Genomic DNA, 18,661 nt, shown 5'->3' with positions numbered 1-18,661 from the left:
GACGGCGGCGGTCACGAGCGAGCGGCGGTCGAAGAAGCCCATGGGGGAAAGGTACGGGACGCGGCGTCCGCCCCGCGGTGGCTTGACGCCGGGCCCGACGGCCTCGCGGCCGGCCTCGGGAGGCGGTGATCCGGCCGTCGCCGGCCGACCCGGTCGTGGGCGGAGCTCTGCGCCGCGGTCTTCGGATTCCGTCGCTCCCGGAACGAGAAGCGCGGGAAAATTACCAGTTCCGGAGCGAATGCGGCCGTCTTCGACGTCATTCCATTGCCAACGCGACGGATCGCGCACTAGGGTCGGCACGTCCATGCAGGCGCATGGGGTGCGGCACCCGAAGCCGCGCTGCAACCGCGCCCGCTGAACGGCCTCCCGCGGGCGGGAACCCGAATCCCCGCCCGCGTCGGAGGCACAGCGCCTCGCCGCGGGAACCCGAACGTCTCGCGGCCCGCGGCCGGGAACCCGAAGCTCCCGACCGCTCAGCGGCGAAGCACCCGTCCCCGGAACACCCCCTCCCTGGAGTACCCGCATGTCCCGCACCCCCCTCGGGGGTGACTCCGGAGCGTCCTCGCACGCTCCGGAGCACTTCCGTGCGCTCTCGAGCGCCCCGTCCCTCGACCGCCGCTCGCTCGTGACCGCCGCCGTCTGGAGCGCGCCGGTCGTCGCGATCGCCCTCGCGGCGCCGGCGGCGTCGGCGTCCCAGCCCGCGCCCGCCCCGCGCACCTCCGACTCCACCCTCTCGTTCGACACCCTCTCGAGCTGGGGGACGTGGGGCGCCACGGGCGTCACGGGCGCCGAGACGATCGTCCAGATCCAGAACTGCTGGGCGCACGGCGCCGGAGTCGGAGCGCCGGTCCACGAGCTGAGCGTCGTCGTGCGCTACCCCTCGACGGCGACGCTCGAGTCGACCGCCGTCAGCGTCTCCGGAGTGGGCTGGGCCTTCGTCGCCCGCACCGTCGACGCGAGCGGGGCCGTGGACCTCGTCTTCCGGTGGGCGGGCGACCGGGCCCTGGAGCCCGGCCACTCCACTGCGCAGCTCCGCTACTCCGTCTCCGCGCACTTCTCGGCGCCGACGGTCCTGACCGGAACCGTCTCGGCCCCGAACGCCGACGCCGCGACCCGGACGGGCGACGGCTCGATCGGCTGACGCCGCCCCGTGACGACGCAGGCCGCCCACCCGGAGGGGTGGACGGCCTGCGAGCGCGCGGGAGGGCCTACGCGGGCACCCGGACGGTGAGCCCGCCGGGCTCGATCCACGTGCGGAACGCCGAGGTCGAGCCGAAGGGGTCGCCGTCGAGCTCGATCTCCTGCGCCTTGTCGAGGCGCACGATCAGCTCCTTGCCCTTCACGTACCGCAGGGCCGCGACCTCCTTGGTCAGGCCCATGAGCTTCTGCCCGACGACGCCGGTGCGGCGCAGCACGCCGTTCTCCCACACCACCTTGAAGATGATCTGCACCCAGCCGAAGAACCCCTCGGGGCGCAGCAGCACGATGTCGAACTCGCCGTCGTCCACGGCCGCGTCCGGCAGCAGGAGGATGTTGGCGGGCAGGGCGCCGCAGTTGCCCACGATGATCGTGTGCGCGCGCACCTTGCGCGCCTTCTGGCCGTCGAGCCGGTAGCGGAACTCGAGCTGGTTCTTGTCCAGCAGGGACTTGCGCAGCGCGTCCACGTAGGCGAGCCAGCCGGCGCGCTTCTTGAGGTCGTCGTCGGTGTTGGCGAGCATCTTCGCATCGAGGCCGAGACCGGCCATGACGACGTAGGCGCGCCGGTCGCGGCCCTCGGCGGTCTCGATGTCGATCATGCCGATGTCGATCGCGCGGTCCGTGCCCGAGAAGGCCACGGTCAGCGCGTTGTCGATGTCGTCGAGGGTGAGGTTCAGGTTCCGGGCGAGCAGGTTGCCGGTGCCCGAGGGCAGCAGGCCCAGCGGGATCCCCGAGCCGTGCAGCGCCTCGGCGACGACGCGGACCGTTCCGTCGCCTCCCGCCGCGATCACCATGTCGACCCCGGCGTCGAGCGCCTCGCGGGTCTGCCCGGCTCCGGGGTCCTCCACGGAGGTCTCCAGCCACAGCGTCTCGGCCCAGCCCGCGGCCCCCTCGGCGCGCGTCACCGAGGCCTTCAGCGGTTCGAGGTCGACCTTCACCGGGTTGTAGATCAGGGCGGCGCGTCGCTGCTCAGTCATCGGAGCCGTCCTCGTCGTCCTCGACGCGCCCCGGGCGCACGGCGGCGTCCTCGCGGATGTCGATGCGGGTGTCGCCCGCCTCGGTCGTCGAGACGTCGATGCGCGGTGCGGCATCCGCCTCGGTCGCCTGCGGGGCGCTGGTCAGCTGGTCTCGGCGATCGTCCGCCGTCTGGTCGCTCATCCCCGGAAGCTAGCAGGGCGGATGCTGAATGCGCGCGGGCTTGCGCCGGGCCGTGCTCACCCTCGCGAGCGGGCGGCCTCGAGGCCCCAGAGCACCAGCGGGACCTGCAGCGGCAGGCGCAGGAGAGTGATCGCCCGGGTCCGCGGACGCCGCGCGTCCCGTGCCATCTGCACGTTGCCGGGGAACACGGCCGCCATCAGCGCGGCCGAGGCGAGGCCGCCGATCCTCCGCGTGGAGGGCCGCAGCATCGCCGCGGCGCACGCGAGCTCCGCGACGCCCGAGACGAGCACCCAGGCGCGGGCCGACCCCGGCATCCCGCGCGGCACGACGGCGTCGAAGGTCCGCGGATGCACGAGGTGCACGACCCCGGACACCGCCAGGGCCGACGCGAGGACGCGCGGTCCGGCGCCGAGTCGTGCGGCGCGCCGCCTCACCGTCCCTGCGCCCCGCGCTCGAGCGGAGCGACGTGGTCGAGGATCCGGCGCCACTCGCGCACCAGGGCGAGACGGCCCGCGCCGGCCACGCTCGCGGTGCGTGCGTCGGCGAGGCGCCCGCGGAACCAGCGCCCGTCCTCGGTCCCCGCGACCGGGTCGTGCTCGCCGTTCACGATCAGCACCGACGCGGTGACCGCGTCGAGCTCGTCGGCCCAGCTCCCGTCGCGGAGCGCGGCGAGATCGGTCGCGGCCCCGAGCGGGCCTTGGCGCCAGCCCTCGCCGAGCATCCGCTCGAGCCGATTGCGCAGACCGCGCGTGCCGGCGAGCACCGGATCGTCGGGATCGACGCCGAGCGCGGTCAGATCCGGCGTGCCCTCGGGCAGGGTCCCCGCCAGGGTCCCGGCCCCCTCGCCGGGCAGCACGTCGCGGCGCTCCCAGGCCGTGGTCGGCTGCACGAGCACCCCGGCCTGGGGCGGTGCGGGCGTGCCGACGATCGCGAGGCGGTCGACCAGATCGGGGTGCCGCGCCGCGAGAGAGAGGGCGAAGACGCCTCCGGAGCCCCAGCCCACCACGCCGACGCTGCCGAACTCGGCCCCGTCGATGATCCGTGCGGTCCGCTCGGAGCGGCGGAGGTACTCGGCGAGGTCGTCGGCCCGGTCCTGCACGCGGGCGTGCCGCGGATCGACGGGGTCCGAGGCGCCGTAGCCCGGGCGGTCGAGGATCATCAGGTGCAGGCCCCAGGGTCCCGTGACGAGGGGATCGGGGTCGAAGCCGCCCGCTCCCGGCGTCGGGTGGCAGAGCACGACCAGACGATCGGCGACCGGATCGCCCGCCGCCGAGACTCCGATGCCGCGACCCGACCGCAGCTCGAATCGATGGTTCGCCATGTGACCTCCCCCGGGCGCGCCGACGATCGGCGACCGTCCCAGTCAAGCGGAGAACGCCCCGCGCCCGCTGGCCCTTGACCGCGGAGCACGTGCCTCCCGTGCCGCTCGGGCGTATCGTGACGCCATGGCTGATCAACGACCGATCGGATACTGGCTGACCCTGGTGGAGCGCCTCGTCGACGAGCGCTTCGCCGTCACCCTCGAGGAGCACGGCGTGACGCGGAGGCAGTGGCAGCTGCTGCAGCAGCTGCAGCGCGGGCCGTCGGCGCTCGCCGACCTCGACCGCGCCCTCGCCCCGTTCCTCCGGGCGCCGACCGCGGAGGACCCGGCGGGGGAGTCGGCGGCCGAGCAGCTCGCCGAGCTCCTCGAGAGCGGCTGGGTCGTCGTCGAGTCCGAGCTCTACGCGCTCACCGAGCGGGGCGGAGTCGCGACCGCGCGGCTCGAGGAGGTGGTCGCCGAGCAGCGCTCGGCCGCCACCGCCGGAGTGGGCGAGCGGGAGTACGCCGTCACCGTCGCGACGCTGCGCACGATCGCCGGCAACCTCGGCGCGGCCGAGTCGTCCTGACACGTCGACCCGGTGCCCGCTACCCCCTGCCGTCCGACGCGGTCGAGGAGCAGAGTGGGAGTCTCGGCAGACCGCCGAGACGAAGGGAGAGCAGCATGAGCAGCGACCGCACCACCGACGAGGACGTCGAGAAGACCGAGGAGCTCCCCGACGGCACCGGGACCGACACGTCCGAGGGCGGCGGCGACACCGACACCGTCTCGGGCGGCGACGCCGACGACGAGTAGACCTCGCACGACCCGGAAGGGGCGAGCCGGATGCCGGCTCGCCCCTTCTCGTCGTCCCGTCGGGACCGATGTCCGCCGATCAGATCAGCGGGCCGTCCGTCTCGCTCGTGCGACGCGTGACCTGCTCGCCGCTGGCCGGGTCGACGGCCGAACGGGTGGTCGCGACGGCCTGGCGACGGCGCGTCATCAGGACCAGGCCCAGGATCAGGCCCACCAGTCCGGCGGCCATGAGGATGTATCCGATCAGCGTCAGGTCGACGCCGGCCAGCTGGACGTCCACGGCGAAGGCCAGGACCGCGCCGACGACGAGGAGGAAGATCCCTGCTCCGATGCTCATACGTGCTCCTTCTGACGACCGCCGGTCGGCGCGGGGGCGCACGAGGGCACCGGCGTGCGATCGCCCCACGGTAGTGCGCGGCGGGCGCCGACCGGAGGCCCTTCCGGTGACGGGCGCGGGGGTGTAGGACTCAGGAGATCCTCAGCATCACCCGGGTGCGGTCACCGCGGCTGACGAGGCGCTCGATCACCATGAACACGCGGTACTCGAGCCGGTACTTGCCCAGGAACACCCGACCCAGCCGCTCCACCGTGTCCTCGTCCGACACGATCCGGGCGCTCGCCTCGACGACGGGGGCCCCCTCCTTCACGCGGCCGCGGCGGTCGCACGGCACCAGAGTCACCCGCGGGTCGTTGCGCAGGCGCTTCACCTTGCCGCTGGTGCGGGGAGTGGTGACGATCAGGTCGTCGCCGTCCCGGGCGATCCACACGGGGGTCGAGACCCCGACGCCGGTCTTCCGGAAGGTCGTGAGCGAGACGAAGGAGGCGCTGGACAGGTCCGCCAGGGCGGGGGAGAGGGTCATCCTCGAACAGTAGGGGCGCACGGGGCCGCCTCCGCACGCCTCGCCGAGCCTCCGGCTCGGGCCCGGGCGGCGGACGTAGTGTGGAGGCATGACCGACCCGACGCCCCTGATCGGTCCGACCGAGGCGCCCGAGCTGCACGTGATGACCTACAACATCCGTCGGCGGATGCCGCGCCTCACCTCGCGGGGGGTCGACCTCTGGGATCGTCGGCAGCCGCTGGTGCGGCGCCTGCTCGAGACCGAGCGCCCGTCGATCCTCGGAGTGCAGGAGGCGCTGCCCGACCAGGCGGCGTTCGTGCAGGACGTGCTCGGCTCCTCCTTCGAGGGCATGGGCTTCGGGCGCGATCCCGACCGCGGAGGAGAGCGCGTGATGCTCTTCGTCGACCGCCGCCGCTTCGCGGTGCGCCACTGGTCGCAGATCGCCCTGTCCGACACCCCGGACGTCGCGGGATCGCGCAGCTGGGGCAACCGCATCCCGCGCACGGCGGTGATCGCCGAGCTCGTCGACCACGCGACGAACCGCGAGCTGACCGTCGTGTCGACCCACTTCGACCACCTCTCGCGCAACTCCCGACTGCACTCGGCCCGGCTGCTCGCCGAGCGGGTCGTCGCGCTCGATCGCCCGGCGATCGTCCTGGGCGACGCGAACACGGATGCCGGCTCCGCCCCGTACCGGGCGCTGCTGGACGGGGGCCGGCTCGCCGACTCCTGGGTGGTCGCAGGCCGGCACCTGACGCCCGGGTGGGGCACCTACTCGAACTACCGCGCACCGCGCCCGGGCCGGCGCATCGACTGGCTCGCGGTGACCGCCGGCGCCTTCGAGGTCGTCTCGACGGGCGTCAACGCGGTCCGCTACGACGGAGCCGCCGCCTCCGACCATGAGCCCGTCCAGGCCGTGCTGCGGTTCACGGCACCGTGAGCGCCGCCGTCCTCGTCGACACGTTCCTCCAGCCGCCGCGCACCCGCGGCGAGTGGTTCGCCGACGCCGTCCGGATGCTGGGAGCGGCGAGCATCGTCGCGGCGGGCATCGGCTGGGGCTTCGTCGACGTCGCCGTGTTCGCGCTGTCGTCGATCGGGCTCGTGCTCACGCGCTTCCTCGGCATCCGGCCCGCGCTCGACGCGGCGTTCGGCGTCTCGCTCCTCGTCGCCTCCTGGAGCAGCGTGCTCGAGCTGTACCAGGCGTGGGCGGCGTGGGACCTGGTGGTGCACTTCACCCTGAACGGGCTGGCGGCCGCGGTCGCGTACATCGTCGCGGCGCGGGCCGGAGTGGTGCCGACCGTCGCGGGGGAGCGCGGGCCGCTCGCTCCGGCGATCGTGCTCTGCGCGTGCTTCGGCACGACGGCGGGAGTGCTGTGGGAGTGGGGCGAGTGGGCGGGCCACCGCTTCGTCGACGAGTCGATCTTCGTGGCCTACGAGGACACGCTCGCCGACCTGGCCGCGGGGGCTCTCGGCTCGATCCTCGCCGGAGCGCTCATGCGGTTCTGGTCGGCGAAGAGCCGGGTGCCGGCGCGGCAGCACGCCGACGCCCTCTAGGACCTGTCGAACACGATCTCGCGTGCTCCGCTCGGCCTGATCGCACGATCTGCGGCGTCGGAACCCTCGGTCGATGCCCGCATCGGCCTTCGGCGTCCTCCTTGCAGCTCGCACGACCAGGCCGTGCTCGCGACGGCGATCTCTTGTTCGACAGGCCCTAGCTCTCGGCCTCGGCTGCTCGGGGCCTCACGTCCCGCAGAGCCTGGAGGACCAGGGTCCGCGCCGGGCTGCCCCGGCTCGAGCGGCGCCAGGCCGCCGACACGACCCGCGTCGAGACCGGATCCACGGCGGGCACGGCGACCACCGCCTCCGGCAGCGGCTCGCGGCCGAGGCGCGGCACGAGCGCCACGGCCGCCCCCGCCTCGACGAGTGCGATGTGGGTGCTGAAGTCCTCGTCGTAGTAGGCGATGTCGGGCAGGCGGCCGGTGCCGGCGAAGGTGCGCAGCAGCCAGGCGTGGCAGATGGCGCCCGCCGGGATGCTCACCCACGTCTCGTCGGCGAGGCGGCTCGGAGCGAGCGCCGGACTCGAGGCCAGCGGGTGCTCCCGGTGGATCAGGACGTCGGCCCGGTCCTCCAGCAGCGTCTCGGTCTCGATCGACGAGGGGAGATCGAGCGAGAGGCCCGGCCAGTCGTGCAGAACCGCGAGATCCGCGGCGCCGCGCTCGAGCCGCTGCGCCGCCTCCCACGGGTCGAGCTCGTCGAGCGTGATCCGCAGTCCGGGCGCGCGCCTGCGTATCACGGCCAGCGCGGGCACGAGCAGCCCGCGCATCGCGGTCGAGAACGCGGCGATGCGCAGCGTGCCGGTCACCTCCTCGGCGGGCGCGGCCCCCAGGTGCTCGAGCGCCTCGAGCTCGGCCAGGAGGCGCTCGCCGCGGTCGGCCAGCGAGCGACCGTGCTCGGTGAGGAACACCGAGCGCCCCGCCCGCTGAGCGACCGCGCCGCCCGACTGCCGTTCGAGCCGCTTGAGCTGCTGCGACACGGCGGACGGAGTGAATCCCAGCGCCTCCGCCGCTGCGGCGACGGTCCCGCAGTCGCGCACGGCGATCAGTGCACGGAGGGCGGAGGGCTCGATCATGAACGCACGCTACCGGGTCGGCGGTAGCGACCTGCGCTGGTGCTGTCGGTTCGCGTCGGACAGTCTCGAGGCATGTCCCGTCGCCACAGCCTCCTCGCCCTCGTCGTCGTCCTGCTGTGGGGGCTCAACTTCGTCGTGATCGACGTCGGTCTCGCGGACGTGCCGCCACTGCTGTTCCTGGCGATGCGCTTCACGGTGGTGGCGGTACCGGCCGTCTTCTTCGTGCCGCGCCCCGAGGCTCCGCTCCGGACCGTCCTCGTCATCGGCGCCTTCATGAGCCTGGGGCAGTTCGCCCTGCTCTACCTGGCGCTCGCCCTCGGCATGCCCGCGGGACTCGCCTCGCTCGTGGTCCAGGCGCAGATCGTGCTGACGGTGCTGATCGCTGCCGTCGTCCTGCGCGAGCGCCCGACCCCCCGTCAGCTCGCGGGTCTCGCCGTCGGAGTGGCGGGCCTGGTGATCGTCGGCATCGCCCACGGCACGACCGCGCCGTGGCTCCCGTTCGTCGTCTGCCTCGGCGGGGCACTGTCGTGGGCGATCGGCAACGTGCTCACCCGCCGCGCGAAGGGCGCCTCCGGACTCTCGCTCGTCGTGTGGTCGGCGCTCGTCGTCCCGGTGCCGGCGCTGCTGCTCTCGCTCCTCGTCGACGGCGGGCCTGCGATGGCGAGCGCGCTGTCGGGACTCTCGACGGCGGCGGTGCTCAGCACCCTCTACACGGCGGTCTTCGCCTCGCTCGTCGGCTACGGCATCTGGAACTCGCTCCTCGCCCGCTACCCGGCGGCGTCGGTCGTGCCGTTCACCCTCCTGGTGCCCGTCGTCGGGGTCCTGTCGGCCTGGGCTCTGCTGGGCGAGGCGCCCTCGGCAGGCGAGCTGATCGGAGGAGCGGTGATGGTCGCGGGGCTCGCCGTCGCGACGATCCGCCGGGTGCGCCCCGACCCCCTGCTGGCCGCTGTCGCCCCTCGGGCGTAGCGTTCCTCCCATGTGCGGCCGCTTCGCGATGGACTCCGAGACCGATGAGCTGATCCGCGAGTTCGTCGCGGCGGGCGGGAGGGCCGCCGACTGGGCGCCGGACTTCAGCGTCGCCCCCACCGACTCCGCGCCGATCGTGCGCGAGCGCCTCCACGACGGAGCGCTCGAACGCGAGATCGAACTGGCTTCGTGGGGCTTCACCCCCTCGTGGGCGAAGGGGAAGGGCCCGTCCCCCATCAACGCGCGACTCGAGTCGGTCGCCTCGAACGGGCTCTTCCGCGGCGCCTTCGCCAAGCAGCGCGCGATCGTGCCGATGCGCGGCTACTACGAGTGGGAGGCGCGCGCCGATGGCAAGCAGCCGTGGTTCCTGCACGGGGAGGAGCCGATCCTGGCGGCGGCCGGCCTCTACACGGCGCGCAAGGAGGGGGAGGCGTGGCGGGTCTCGTTCACGATCATCACCCGCGAGGCGCGCGACGCCTCGGGCGAGGTGCACGACCGGATGCCGGTCTTCCTCACCCCCGACGTCCGCGACGAGTGGCTGCGTCCCGAGCCGCTCGACTCCGCGGAGGAGATGCTCGCGACCCTCGATCGGGCCTCGGTCGCCGTGGCCTCCACCATCACGGCGTACCCGGTCGACCGGCGGGTCAACAACTCCCGCACGGTCGACCGTCACGACCCGTCGGTGCTGGAGCCGGTCGAGCTCTAGCGGGTCGGGGACTCAGGCCTCAGTCTTCATGCCGTTCCGGCACGACCCCGCGGCGCAGCCGCTGAAAGAGGATTTCCGGGTCGTGTCGGATCATGCCGTTCCGGCATGACCCCGCGGCGCAGCCGCTGAAAGAGGATTTCCGGGTCGTGTCGGATCATGCCGTTCCGGCATGACCCCGCGGCGCAGCCGCTGAAAGAGGATGTCCGGGTCGTGTCGGATCATGCCGTTCCGGCATGACCCCGCGGCGCAGCCGCTGAAAGAGGATTTCCGGGTCGTGTCGGATCATGCCGTTCCGGCATGACCCGGAAACGGCTTGCCGTTCAGGTGCACCTCGCCCGGGGGCACCTCGACGTCTCCGACGTCGTCCGGTCCGCCCGTGCCGGGCACGGCCTTGACCTCGGCCTCGCCCGAGACCTCGGTCGCGCTCTGGTCCGGAGCGCTGTCCTGCTTCGCCGCGGTCTCGCGCTCGCTGCCGGGCGACTCCGTCATGTCCTTCTCGATGGTCTCGCTCTCGCTCGACGTCGGCGCCGCGGCTCCGTCGGGCTTCCCGATGGTCGACCCCTGGTCCTCGAGGGTCGATCCGTGGTCGTCGTCGTGCGTCGATCCCTGGCCGTCGTGGTGCGTCATGCTGTTCCCTCCGTTGGATGGTCTCGACGTTACGTCCGCCCCCGGAGGCGGGGCACCCGCTTGACAGCGTCCCGTGGCCCCTACGGCCCACAGGCGCGACGTACTACCCTGGAACGACGGTCGCACCGGGGGGGCGCGGCAGAAGCCGCAGCACCCACCGCGCGAGGAGGAACCCCGTGGCATCGCACCGAACGGGCGAGACCCGTGTCGTCGGAACGACGGTCGGCGACCGGTACACGATCGAGGAGCTGATCGGCCGCGGCGGCATGGCCACCGTCTACCGCGCGCGGGACGAGATCCTCGGCCGCTCGGTGGCCCTGAAGATGTTCGCGGCCGGCATCGACGACGCGCAGGACCTGCAGCGCAAGTCCTCCGAGATCCGGCTGCTCGCGGCTCTCAACCATCCGGCGCTGGTCACCCTCTACGACGCGCACGACGGCGGCGACGACACCGGGGGCCAGGCCTACATGGTCATGGAGCTCGCCGAGGGGCCGAGCCTGTCCGAGCGCCTCGCCACCGGCCCGGTCGCTCCCAACGACGTCGCCGCGATGGCCGCCGACCTCGGTGAGGCGCTGCACACGGTGCACGCCGCCGGAGTGGTCCACCGCGACGTGAAGCCGTCGAACGTCCTGCTCGTGCCGAGCCCGCTCACGAGCCGCGAGTTCCGGCCCAAGCTCGCCGACTTCGGCATCGCCTACCTGATCGATGCGACCCGCATCACCTCGCCGGGCACCCTCATCGGCACCGCCGCCTACCTCAGCCCGGAGCAGGCCCACGGGCAGCCGCTCACCGCGGCGAGCGACATCTACTCCCTCGGACTCGTGCTGCTCGAGTCGCTCACCGGCAAGCGCCCCTTCACGGGCACCGCGATCGAGGTCACCCTCGCCCGCCTGCTGCGCGACCCCGAGGTGTCGGCGTCGCTGGGCAGCGGCTGGTCGGGGCTCCTGGGTGCGATGACGCGACGCGAGCCCGACGAGCGCCCGACCGCGCTCGAGGTGGCCGAGTCGGCGCGCAAGCTCATCGACCCCCGCCGTGACGGGCCGCCGACGGCGATCGTCCTGCCCGATGTGCCGCCGACCGCGGTGCGCACCGAGCCGGTCGGCACCACCGAGGTCATCGGCACCACCGAGCTGATCGGCACGACGGAGCTGATCGGCACGACGCCTGACGCCACCGCGGTCTACCCGGTGCACGAGGGGGCAGACGGAGCGACGTCCGTGCTGCCCGTCGGCACGGGGACGACCCCGGCGCCCGTCGCAGGTCCTCCGGCGACCGCCGCCGTCCCGCTCCGCCGCGCCCCGCAGCGCCGGGGCGGACCCAATCCGTGGCTGCTCGTGCTGGTGCTGGCCCTGGTGGCGATCGCCGTGGGCCTCGCCGTCGTGCTGCTCGGCGGCGACCAGCAGACGCCGCTCCCCGCCGTCGACGGCGAGCTCGGCGAGCACCTGCAGCGCCTGCGCGAGAGCATCCGCTCGTGATCGCGCGCCGCTCCTGGCCCGCCGCCGTCCTGGCCGCGGTCCTCGTCCTCTCGGGCTGCTCCGCGTCCGACTCCTCGATCGACGACGCCACCGCGCAGACGCTCGACGACGCGGTCGTCGCCGTCGCGGAGCGGGCCTCCGTCGACGACTTCGCCGGCGCCCTGAGCGAGCTCGAGGCCCTGCAGGCCGCTCTGAACGCCGCTCTCGAGGCGGGCAGCGTGACCGCCGAGCGCGCCTCGGCCGTGCAGGCCGAGATCGAGGTCGTGCGGAGCGACCTCGCGGCCGCGATCGCCGCGGTCCCGACTCCCGCGCCCTCTCCCGAGGAGACCCAGGAGGAGGAGCCCGCCGAGGAGGCTCCCGTGGAGGAGGCTCCCGTCGAGGAGGAGCCCGCGCCGGTCGAGACCGAGGAGGCGCCCGCCCCTGTGCCCGAGGAGACCGCTCCTGTCGAGGAGGAGTCCCCCGAGGAGGAGGCTCCGGAACCCGCGGAGTCGGAGCCCGCCGAGGAGCCGCCGGCCGAGGAGCCGCCCGCCGGCGAGACGCCGGGGAACGGCAACGGCAGCAACGGCGGCGGCAACGGCAACGGGAACAGCGGCAGCAACGGGAACGGGAACAGCGGAAGCAACGGGAACGGGAACGGCTGATCACCCCCGCCCGCTCCGGCGTCAGTCGTTCGTCGCGACCACCGCGAAGTCGGTGCCGAGGTCGACGTCCACGTCGGTGCCGTCCTCGCGCGTGACCTCGACGTCGTAGGCGTGGTCGGCGTCGTCGCTCCGCTCGGCCTCGGTCACGGTGCCCGTGCCGACGGCTGCGAGCGCGGCCTCGGAGGCGCGGGCCAGCTCGTCGCCGGTGAGGTCGTCGGCGTCGACGGCTCCCACGGCGGGTGCGTCGGGTGCGTCGGAGGCGTCCGCGCCGGTGCCCGCGGCGCCGCCCGTGACGGCGCGGCCGTCGTCGTCCGCGTCCGCGTCCGCGGACAGCACCTCGAACGAGTCGTCGAGCCGCACGTCGTACTCGAGTCCGTCCTCGCCGCGCAGCTCCAGCTCGTAGCCCGAGGCGCCGTCGTCCTCGCGCTCGGCCGACGTCACTGTGCCGCCGCCGATCTCGGCGAGCGCGGCCTCGCTCGCCCGGTCCAGGTCCGCTCCGGTCAGCCGGTCGGACCCCTCGAAGCCGTCGGTCGCGGCGTAGGCGATCCCGGTGCCGGCTCCGAGGAGCACGAGGACTCCGGCCGCTCCGGCGATGATCGTGGTCTTCTTCTGCATGATGATCGGCTCCTTCTCCGGCGCCGTTCCTCGACGCCGTGACCACTCTCGCGAGCCGCCGCTGAAGCCAGCCTGAAGCGCGGGACCGTCCGCGAGCGCCTCGGATCCCCCGAGGTGCCGTGGATCGTCCGCCGGATCCTCGATCCGCGTCCTCCTGCGAGCGCGAGTGCGAACGGACTCGAGACGGGCCCTGCCAGCACCTCGAAACCCTTTCCGCGTCGACTCGGGCCCCCGAGCCGGACCGAGTGGCCGCGGGACGGGGTCCGGCGGCACTCCCGACCCCGTTCCGCGCCCACCCGCGGACGGGCGCGACCACGTGAGCGAGCGGGCAGGCGCCGCCGCCCGCGCCGGCGCAGCCGCGACGGGCCCGAGCTCAGCGCTCCCGGGGCACCCGCACCGCCACGCGCGCCCCGCCCAGCGGCGCGTCCTCGATCGTCACGGTCCCGCCGTGCGCCCCCGCGATCTCCGCCACGATCGCGAGCCCCAGCCCCGATCCTCCGGCGTCGCGTGCGCGCCCCTCGTCGAGCCGCACGAACCGCCCGAGCACCCGCGAGCGCTCGGCCGCGGGGATCCCCGGGCCGTCGTCGTCCACCACGATCAGGGCCCCGTCGCCGTCGACCCGCGTCGCGAGAGCGATCCGCTCCGAGCGGTGCCGCACCGCGTTGTCGACCAGGTTCCGCAGCGCCCTCGAGAGCAGGACCTCGTCGGCGACGACCTGAACGGGCGAGACGCCGCTCGCGTCCACCTCGACGCCGGAGTCGCGCAGCCGCCGCACCTCGCGCAGCGCCAGGTCGTCGAGGTCGACCGGCGCACCGGCGATCGCGAGCCTCGCCTCGTCGGCCCGGGCGAGCAGCAGCAGTCCCTCGATCAGCCCGCCCATCCGCACCGACTCCTCGGCGACGGTCGTGGCGAGCCGGGCGGAGTCGAGGCGGTCGGGATGCGCGAGCGCCACCTCCGCGGTCTGCCGCAGCGCCGCGACGGGGGAGCGCAGCTCGTGCGAGGCGTCCGAGACGAAGCGGCGCTGCCGCTCCTGGGCGCTCTCGAGACGCTCGAGCATGCGGTTCAGGGTGCGCGCGAGCCGATCGATCTCGTCGCCCGAGCCGGGTTCCGCGACCCGGCGGTCGAGCTCTGCGGCGGTGACCGCCTCGGCCTCGGCGCGCATCCGGTCGACGGGGCGCAGCGCCCTCCCGACGACCACCCAGCAGAGTGCCGCGACGAAGGCGACGAGCAGCGGGACCGCCACGGCGAGCAGCGCGATCGTGGTCGCGACCGCCTCCGCCCGGCCCTCGTCCGGCACGCCGACCACCACCAGCGACCCGTCGTCGAGCTCCTGTGCGGCGACGACCAGGGGATCCTCGTCGTCGACGGCCACGGTGACGGGGTCCTCGCCCTCCTCGGTCGCCAGCGCCGGCAGGTCCTCCGCGTCCTCGCCCGCCGCGACCACCCGGCCGGCGACGACGAGCTGCAGCATTCCCTCCGACGCGCGGACCGCCTCCGCTCCGCCGCTCTCGACCAGGGAGACCGCGCGCTCGGCCTCCGTCTCGGCCGCGGTCGAGGCGCTCGACGCGAGGACCCAGGAGAGCACCAGGGTGAACACGACGCCGCCCAGCACGCCTGCGAGCGCGACCACGGCGGCGGCCGCGAGCGTGATCCGGGTGCGCACGCGCCTCACGGCGCGACCAGCGAGTAGCCGGCGCCGCGCTGCGTCCGGATGGTCTCGACTCCGAACGGCCGGTCGATCTTGTTGCGGAGCGTGCGGACGTAGACCTCGACGATGTTGGGGTCGCCGTCGAAGTCGAAGTCCCACACGGCGCCGAGGACGTCGCGCTTGGAGACCACGTCGCCGACGCGCGAGACGAGGTACTCGAGCACGCTGAACTCCCGCGCGGTCAGCGGGATCGGAACGCCGCCCCGCTCCACGCGCCGCGAGGCCGGATCGAGCACCAGATCGCCCACCACCCGGACGACGGGCCGCTCGGCCGCGCCCCGGCGGATGAGCGCCCGCAGCCGGGCGACGAGCACGGGGAACGAGAAGGGCTTGGTGAGGTAGTCGTCGGCGCCGGTGTCCAGCGCCTCGACCTGGTCCAGGTCGCCGTCCTTGGCGGTGAGCATCAGGACGGGCGTCCAGTCCTCGGCGGCGCGCAGGCGCTCGCAGACGCGGAACCCGCTGACATCGGGGAGCATCAGGTCGAGCACGATCGCCGCGTACTCCGCCTCCTGCGCGAGCCAGAGGGCGTCCGTGCCGGTGGTGGCCGTGTCGACCGCGAAGCCCTCGGCCTCGAGGCCCGTCTCGAGAGCGCGCAGCAGGTTGATCTCGTCGTCGACGACCAGGATGCGGATGGCGTCCTCCGAGCACGTCCCGCGACGCAGCGCGGCTCGGGCCAGGCTACGGCCGCTGCGCTGAAGCCCGGCTGAAGCGCGATCGGAGAGGCCGCGACACCTCCCGTTCCCCTCGGTGCTGTAGAAGTGTCCGGTGACTCCGCCCGCCTCCCTCGCCCGCCGCCTCGGAACCGGTGACGCCGTCGTCATCGGGCTCGGCTCGATGATCGGAGCCGGCGTCTTCGCCGCCTTCGCCCCGGCCGCCGCGGCCGCCGGACCGTGGCTGCTGGCGGGCCTCGCCCTCGCGGCGCTCGTGGCCTTCGCGAACGCGTCCTCGTCGGCGCAGCTCGCCGCGCAGTACCCGCGCTCGGGCGGCACCTACGTCTACGGCCGCGAGCGCCTGGGCGAGTGGCCGGGGTTCCTCGCCGGCTGGGGGTTCGTCATCGGCAAGACCGCCAGCTGCGCGGCGATGGCGCTGACCTTCGCGGCCTACGCGGCTCCGACCGGCTGGGAGCGCCTCGTCGCGGTGCTGGCCGTCGCCGCGCTCGTCGGCGTCAACGCGCTCGGCGTGACCCGCACCGCCCTCGCCACCCGGATCATCGTCACGATCGTCCTGGCGGTGCTCGCGCTCGTGGTCGTCGCCGCCCTCGCCTCCCCGCCCTCGACGGCGCCCGTGCCCGCTGGAGTCGGCACGATCGGTCCGCTCGGAGTGCTGCAGTCGGCGGGCCTGCTCTTCTTCGCCTTCGCCGGCTACGCGCGCCTGGCCACCATGGGGGAGGAGGTGCGCGACCCGGCGCGGACGATCCCGCGCGCGATCCTCGGCGCTCTCGCCCTCGCCGTCGTGGTCTACGCCGTCGTCGGCGCCGCACTGCTGCTGACGCTCGGACCGGAGCGCCTCGCGAGCTCGACCGAGCCCCTCGCCGAGGCCGCCGCGATCTGGCCGTGGACCGGACCGGTCGTCCGCATCGGCGCCGCCGCCGCATCCCTCGGAGCCCTGCTCGCCCTGATCGCCGGCATCGGCCGGACGAGCCTGGCCATGGCCCGCGAGGGAGACCTGCCCCGGATGCTCGCGCACGTGGACCCGGTGCGGCAGGTGCCCCGCCGGGCCGAGATCGTGCTCGGCGCCGTGGTGATCGTGCTCGTCCTCGTCGCCGATCTGCGCTCGGCGATCGGCTTCTCGTCCTTCGGCGTGCTGCTCTACTACCTGGTCGCCAACGTCTCGGCGCTCACGCAGGAGCGCGGATTCCGTCTCTACCCCCGCGTCGTCGCGATCGGAGGGGCGCTCGGCTGCGTCCTGCTCGTCGCGACCCTGCCGCTGCCGTCGATCCTGGCGGGCGCGGCCGTCTTCGCGGTCGGAGCGGCGTATCGGCTGGTCCGGCTCGGGATCGCCGGGCGGGCCCGCGCGGCCGGGGAGTGACTCCCGGCCGCCGCGCGCTCACTCGTCGCGGTCGGTGTACTCGCCCTCGGCGTCGGAGTCGGGCCCCGCGGTGTCGGAGTCGACGTAGCTGCCCTCGTCGGTCGACGTCTCCTCGTGCACCGAGGTGTCCACGTAGCTGCCGCGGTCGTCGGTGGCGGTGTGCGAGACGCCGTCGGTCGAGGTGTACTCGCCGTCGGGGGTCTCGGTCGTGTTCGCGGACTCGGCCGCGTGGCGGCCCCGTCGCGCCTCGGTGGCGGTGCCGGGGGTCTCGTCGTCGTGTGCCATGGCGGTTCCTCGCTTCGTCGCGTCCGAGGCGCACCGAACGGCCGCCTCGAGTCGAGGGAACTCCATCCCGCCGCGCGGTGCAAGGCGTTGCGCCTGCACATCCGTGCCGGTGCGCGCCGACCGCTCCGGCCGCACGACGACTCCGCCGTCCGGCGCAACTCCTATCCGCCCCCGGATCGCGCGCCTAGCGTGACGGGCATGAGCATCCCCACCCGCACCCGCTGGAGCGTCATCGGCCAGCTCGGCCCGCTGTTCGACGACGGCGGCCCGATGCTGCTCGTCGAGGCGCGGTCGGCCTTCGGGCGCCGGCCGATGCACCGCGCGAAGGCGCAACTGTGGCTCTCGGCGCTGCGGCACCGCGCCCGCGAGCTGGGCGACCGCGTCGAGTACGTGCGCGCCGGGACGTTCGCCGAGGCGCTCGAGGGCCGCGACGACCTCGAGGTGATCGATCCGCCCACCCGCGGCGGCCGCCGCCTGGCCCGGCGCCTGGGCATGAGCGTGCTGCCCAGCCGCGGCTTCGTGACCGAGGAGGAGGACTTCCGCGAGTGGGCGCTCGCGCGGGCCGGCTCCCGGCTCCTGCTCGAGGACTTCTACCGCTGGAGCCGCGAGCGCACCGGCGTGCTGATGCGCGGCGACCAGCCGGAGGGCGGCACGTGGAACTACGACCACGACAACCGCCAGCCGCCGCCCAAGGGCGCGGCCCGGCTCGGGCTCCCCGATCCGTGGTGGCCGGTGGAGGACGACATCGACGAGGAGGTCCGCGCCGACCTCGCCCGCTGGGAGCGCGAGGGCGCCGTGCACCTCGTCGGCGAGGACGGCCCGCGGCGCTTCGCCGCGACGCCCGCCGAGGCGCAGGAGGCGCTCGCCGACTTCGCCTCGTCGCGCCTGCAGGACTTCGGTCCGTACGAGGACGCCATGCTCTCGGGCGACTGGACGATGGCGCACTCGCTCCTGAGCGCCCCGATGAACCTGGGCCTCCTGGACCCCCGCGAGGTGATCGACACCGTCGTCGCCGAGCACGCCGCCGGAGGCGCTCCGCTCGCAGGCGTCGAGGGCTTCGTCCGGCAGATCATGGGCTGGCGCGACTACGTCTGGCACCTCTACTGGCACCTGGGCCCGGAGTACCGCACGCGCAGCAGGGCCCTCGGCGCGTCCACCCCGCTGCCCGCCGCGCTGCTCGAGCTCGACCCGTCCGGCATCGAGGCCAACTGCCTGCACGAGACGCTGGACGACGTCCGGCGCCACGGCTGGGCGCACCACATCCAGCGCCTGATGGTGCTCGGCAACTGGGGCCTCCAGCGCGGCTGGGATCCGGCGGAGCTGAACGACTGGTTCGTCGACGTCTTCGTCGACGGCACCGAGTGGGTCATGCCGGCGAACGTGATCGGCATGTCGCAGCACGCCGACGGCGGAGTGGTCGCCACCAAGCCCTACGCCTCGGGCGGCGCCTACATCAACCGCATGTCGGACTACTGCGGCCGCTGCCGGTTCGACCCGAAGGTGCGGCTCGGCGAGAACGCCTGCCCGGTGACGGCCGGCTACTGGGCGTTCCTCGACCGCGTCGAGCCGGTGCTGCGCACCAACCACCGCATGGCGCAGCCGCTGGCCGGGCTCCGCCGGCTCTCGGACCGCGCGGCCGTCGTCGATCAGGAGCGCCTGCGCGAGTCGTACTGA

General features: G+C 74.0%; 23 protein-coding genes. 11 read left to right on the top strand and 12 right to left on the bottom strand.

Going from position 1 to position 18,661, the window contains the following annotated elements:
* Window positions 1–523: 523 nt before the first annotated feature.
* Window positions 524–1,141: a hypothetical protein gene (locus IOC53_RS04250; protein ID WP_207403135.1), complete on the top strand. Its 618-nt coding sequence runs from the start codon at window positions 524–526 to the stop codon at window positions 1,139–1,141.
* A gap of 67 nt (window positions 1,142–1,208) precedes the next feature.
* On the opposite strand, the gene IOC53_RS04245 is transcribed toward IOC53_RS04250, so the two are convergent.
* Genes IOC53_RS04245 through IOC53_RS04230 form a run of 4 tightly spaced genes read right to left on the bottom strand, consistent with a single transcriptional unit; the run spans window position 1,209 to window position 3,676 of the window.
* Window positions 1,209–2,174, bottom strand: coding sequence for a diacylglycerol kinase family protein (locus IOC53_RS04245; RefSeq protein ID WP_207403134.1), 966 nt, complete (start codon window positions 2,172–2,174; stop codon window positions 1,209–1,211).
* Window positions 2,167–2,355, bottom strand: coding sequence for a hypothetical protein (locus IOC53_RS04240; protein ID WP_056866287.1), 189 nt, complete (start codon window positions 2,353–2,355; stop codon window positions 2,167–2,169). Before IOC53_RS04240 ends, IOC53_RS04245 begins: the two co-directional genes overlap by 8 nt.
* A gap of 56 nt (window positions 2,356–2,411) precedes the next feature.
* On the bottom strand, window positions 2,412–2,789 hold the full coding sequence (locus tag IOC53_RS04235) for a MauE/DoxX family redox-associated membrane protein (RefSeq protein WP_207403133.1): 378 nt from the start codon (window positions 2,787–2,789) through the stop codon (window positions 2,412–2,414).
* Entirely contained in the window at window positions 2,786–3,676 is an 891-nt protein-coding gene (locus tag IOC53_RS04230) for an alpha/beta fold hydrolase (RefSeq protein ID WP_207403132.1), read from the bottom strand. Before IOC53_RS04230 ends, IOC53_RS04235 begins: the two co-directional genes overlap by 4 nt.
* A 124-nt stretch (window positions 3,677–3,800) precedes the next feature.
* On the opposite strand from IOC53_RS04230, the gene IOC53_RS04225 reads away from it, so the two are divergent.
* Both IOC53_RS04225 and IOC53_RS19170 read left to right on the top strand, forming a co-directional pair.
* The gene (locus IOC53_RS04225; protein ID WP_207403131.1) at window positions 3,801–4,241 is read left to right on the top strand and encodes a MarR family transcriptional regulator; all 441 of its coding nucleotides are present in this window, start codon (window positions 3,801–3,803) and stop codon (window positions 4,239–4,241) included.
* A 95-nt stretch (window positions 4,242–4,336) separates the two neighbouring features.
* On the top strand, window positions 4,337–4,468 hold the full coding sequence (locus tag IOC53_RS19170) for a hypothetical protein (RefSeq protein ID WP_278250006.1): 132 nt from the start codon (window positions 4,337–4,339) through the stop codon (window positions 4,466–4,468).
* 79 nt (window positions 4,469–4,547) lie between these two features.
* Here IOC53_RS19170 and IOC53_RS04220 read toward each other — a convergent pair whose 3' ends face one another.
* Both IOC53_RS04220 and IOC53_RS04215 read right to left on the bottom strand, forming a co-directional pair.
* The gene (locus tag IOC53_RS04220; RefSeq protein WP_207403130.1) at window positions 4,548–4,805 is read right to left on the bottom strand and encodes a DUF6458 family protein; all 258 of its coding nucleotides are present in this window, start codon (window positions 4,803–4,805) and stop codon (window positions 4,548–4,550) included.
* 130 nt (window positions 4,806–4,935) lie between these two features.
* On the bottom strand, window positions 4,936–5,328 hold the full coding sequence (locus IOC53_RS04215; protein WP_207403129.1) for a PPOX class F420-dependent oxidoreductase: 393 nt from the start codon (window positions 5,326–5,328) through the stop codon (window positions 4,936–4,938).
* An 88-nt stretch (window positions 5,329–5,416) separates the two neighbouring features.
* On the opposite strand from IOC53_RS04215, the gene IOC53_RS04210 reads away from it, so the two are divergent.
* Window positions 5,417–6,247 (top strand): endonuclease/exonuclease/phosphatase family protein, encoded by an 831-nt coding sequence (locus IOC53_RS04210; protein WP_207403128.1) that lies wholly within the window; start codon window positions 5,417–5,419, stop codon window positions 6,245–6,247.
* Window positions 6,244–6,861, top strand: coding sequence for a hypothetical protein (locus tag IOC53_RS04205; RefSeq protein ID WP_207403127.1), 618 nt, complete (start codon window positions 6,244–6,246; stop codon window positions 6,859–6,861). Before IOC53_RS04210 ends, IOC53_RS04205 begins: the two co-directional genes overlap by 4 nt.
* Window positions 6,862–7,018: 157 nt before the next feature.
* Here the strand turns inward: IOC53_RS04205 and IOC53_RS04200 are convergent, their stop codons facing one another.
* Window positions 7,019–7,936 (bottom strand): LysR substrate-binding domain-containing protein, encoded by a 918-nt coding sequence (locus IOC53_RS04200; RefSeq protein ID WP_207403126.1) that lies wholly within the window; start codon window positions 7,934–7,936, stop codon window positions 7,019–7,021.
* A gap of 72 nt (window positions 7,937–8,008) precedes the next feature.
* Here IOC53_RS04200 and IOC53_RS04195 point away from each other — a divergent pair, with 72 nt between their 5' ends.
* Both IOC53_RS04195 and IOC53_RS04190 read left to right on the top strand, forming a co-directional pair.
* A complete protein-coding gene (locus IOC53_RS04195; RefSeq protein WP_207403125.1) occupies window positions 8,009–8,902 on the top strand; it encodes an EamA family transporter in 894 nt (297 codons plus the stop codon).
* Window positions 8,903–8,912: 10 nt separating this feature from the next.
* Window positions 8,913–9,608 carry an SOS response-associated peptidase gene (locus IOC53_RS04190; protein WP_207403124.1) on the top strand — a complete coding sequence of 232 codons (696 nt, stop codon included), beginning with the start codon at window positions 8,913–8,915 and terminating at the stop codon, window positions 9,606–9,608.
* Between the two features lie 282 nt (window positions 9,609–9,890).
* Here the strand turns inward: IOC53_RS04190 and IOC53_RS04185 are convergent, their stop codons facing one another.
* Window positions 9,891–10,235: a hypothetical protein gene (locus IOC53_RS04185; protein ID WP_207403123.1), complete on the bottom strand. Its 345-nt coding sequence runs from the start codon at window positions 10,233–10,235 to the stop codon at window positions 9,891–9,893.
* A 176-nt stretch (window positions 10,236–10,411) separates the two neighbouring features.
* Between IOC53_RS04185 and IOC53_RS04180 the strand changes: the two genes are divergently transcribed.
* Together IOC53_RS04180 and IOC53_RS04175 are read left to right on the top strand one after the other, a co-directional pair.
* A complete protein-coding gene (locus IOC53_RS04180) occupies window positions 10,412–11,710 on the top strand; it encodes a serine/threonine-protein kinase (RefSeq protein ID WP_207403122.1) in 1,299 nt (432 codons plus the stop codon).
* Window positions 11,707–12,351 (top strand): hypothetical protein, encoded by a 645-nt coding sequence (locus IOC53_RS04175; protein ID WP_207403121.1) that lies wholly within the window; start codon window positions 11,707–11,709, stop codon window positions 12,349–12,351. Before IOC53_RS04180 ends, IOC53_RS04175 begins: the two co-directional genes overlap by 4 nt.
* A 21-nt stretch (window positions 12,352–12,372) precedes the next feature.
* Here IOC53_RS04175 and IOC53_RS04170 read toward each other — a convergent pair whose 3' ends face one another.
* The 3 genes from IOC53_RS04170 to IOC53_RS04160 form a co-directional block, all read right to left on the bottom strand.
* The gene (locus tag IOC53_RS04170; RefSeq protein WP_207403120.1) at window positions 12,373–12,966 is read right to left on the bottom strand and encodes a PepSY domain-containing protein; all 594 of its coding nucleotides are present in this window, start codon (window positions 12,964–12,966) and stop codon (window positions 12,373–12,375) included.
* A 373-nt stretch (window positions 12,967–13,339) separates the two neighbouring features.
* Entirely contained in the window at window positions 13,340–14,638 is a 1,299-nt protein-coding gene (locus IOC53_RS18780; protein WP_207403119.1) for a HAMP domain-containing sensor histidine kinase, read from the bottom strand.
* A complete protein-coding gene (locus IOC53_RS04160) occupies window positions 14,635–15,306 on the bottom strand; it encodes a response regulator transcription factor (RefSeq protein WP_207403146.1) in 672 nt (223 codons plus the stop codon). The genes IOC53_RS18780 and IOC53_RS04160 overlap by 4 nt, the downstream gene beginning before the upstream one ends.
* Window positions 15,307–15,439: 133 nt before the next feature.
* Here IOC53_RS04160 and IOC53_RS04155 point away from each other — a divergent pair, with 133 nt between their 5' ends.
* Window positions 15,440–16,702, top strand: a complete 1,263-nt coding sequence (locus IOC53_RS04155) for an APC family permease (RefSeq protein ID WP_207403118.1) — start codon at window positions 15,440–15,442, stop codon at window positions 16,700–16,702.
* Window positions 16,703–16,720: 18 nt separating this feature from the next.
* Here IOC53_RS04155 and IOC53_RS04150 read toward each other — a convergent pair whose 3' ends face one another.
* On the bottom strand, window positions 16,721–16,987 hold the full coding sequence (locus tag IOC53_RS04150) for a hypothetical protein (RefSeq protein WP_207403117.1): 267 nt from the start codon (window positions 16,985–16,987) through the stop codon (window positions 16,721–16,723).
* A gap of 198 nt (window positions 16,988–17,185) precedes the next feature.
* Here IOC53_RS04150 and IOC53_RS04145 point away from each other — a divergent pair, with 198 nt between their 5' ends.
* Complete coding sequence (locus IOC53_RS04145; protein WP_207403116.1) at window positions 17,186–18,661, top strand: cryptochrome/photolyase family protein; 1,476 nt, start codon at window positions 17,186–17,188, stop codon at window positions 18,659–18,661.

This window comes from Rathayibacter sp. SD072 (genome assembly GCF_017355185.1).
Classification (GTDB): Bacteria; Actinomycetota; Actinomycetes; order Actinomycetales; family Microbacteriaceae; genus Rathayibacter.
This window is presented reverse-complemented; position numbering and strand designations above follow the sequence as displayed.

Excerpts from the sequence above, each read along its gene's own strand:
- IOC53_RS19170 (WP_278250006.1), top strand. The coding sequence starts at position 4,337 with ATGAGCAGCGACCGCACCACCGACGAGGACGTCGAGAAGACCGAGGAG.
- IOC53_RS04145 (WP_207403116.1), top strand. The coding sequence starts at position 17,186 with ATGAGCATCCCCACCCGCACCCGCTGGAGCGTCATCGGCCAGCTCGGC.
- IOC53_RS04215 (WP_207403129.1), bottom strand. The coding sequence starts at position 5,328 with ATGACCCTCTCCCCCGCCCTGGCGGACCTGTCCAGCGCCTCCTTCGTC.
- IOC53_RS04245 (WP_207403134.1), bottom strand. The coding sequence starts at position 2,174 with ATGACTGAGCAGCGACGCGCCGCCCTGATCTACAACCCGGTGAAGGTC.
- IOC53_RS04210 (WP_207403128.1), top strand. The coding sequence starts at position 5,417 with ATGACCGACCCGACGCCCCTGATCGGTCCGACCGAGGCGCCCGAGCTG.
- IOC53_RS04195 (WP_207403125.1), top strand. The coding sequence starts at position 8,009 with ATGTCCCGTCGCCACAGCCTCCTCGCCCTCGTCGTCGTCCTGCTGTGG.
- IOC53_RS04200 (WP_207403126.1), bottom strand. The coding sequence starts at position 7,936 with ATGATCGAGCCCTCCGCCCTCCGTGCACTGATCGCCGTGCGCGACTGC.
- IOC53_RS04170 (WP_207403120.1), bottom strand. The coding sequence starts at position 12,966 with ATGCAGAAGAAGACCACGATCATCGCCGGAGCGGCCGGAGTCCTCGTG.
- IOC53_RS04240 (WP_056866287.1), bottom strand. The coding sequence starts at position 2,355 with ATGAGCGACCAGACGGCGGACGATCGCCGAGACCAGCTGACCAGCGCC.
- IOC53_RS04225 (WP_207403131.1), top strand. The coding sequence starts at position 3,801 with ATGGCTGATCAACGACCGATCGGATACTGGCTGACCCTGGTGGAGCGC.
- IOC53_RS04185 (WP_207403123.1), bottom strand. The coding sequence starts at position 10,235 with ATGACGCACCACGACGGCCAGGGATCGACGCACGACGACGACCACGGA.
- IOC53_RS04220 (WP_207403130.1), bottom strand. The coding sequence starts at position 4,805 with ATGAGCATCGGAGCAGGGATCTTCCTCCTCGTCGTCGGCGCGGTCCTG.
- IOC53_RS04190 (WP_207403124.1), top strand. The coding sequence starts at position 8,913 with ATGTGCGGCCGCTTCGCGATGGACTCCGAGACCGATGAGCTGATCCGC.
- IOC53_RS04150 (WP_207403117.1), bottom strand. The coding sequence starts at position 16,987 with ATGGCACACGACGACGAGACCCCCGGCACCGCCACCGAGGCGCGACGG.
- IOC53_RS04230 (WP_207403132.1), bottom strand. The coding sequence starts at position 3,676 with ATGGCGAACCATCGATTCGAGCTGCGGTCGGGTCGCGGCATCGGAGTC.
- IOC53_RS04250 (WP_207403135.1), top strand. The coding sequence starts at position 524 with ATGTCCCGCACCCCCCTCGGGGGTGACTCCGGAGCGTCCTCGCACGCT.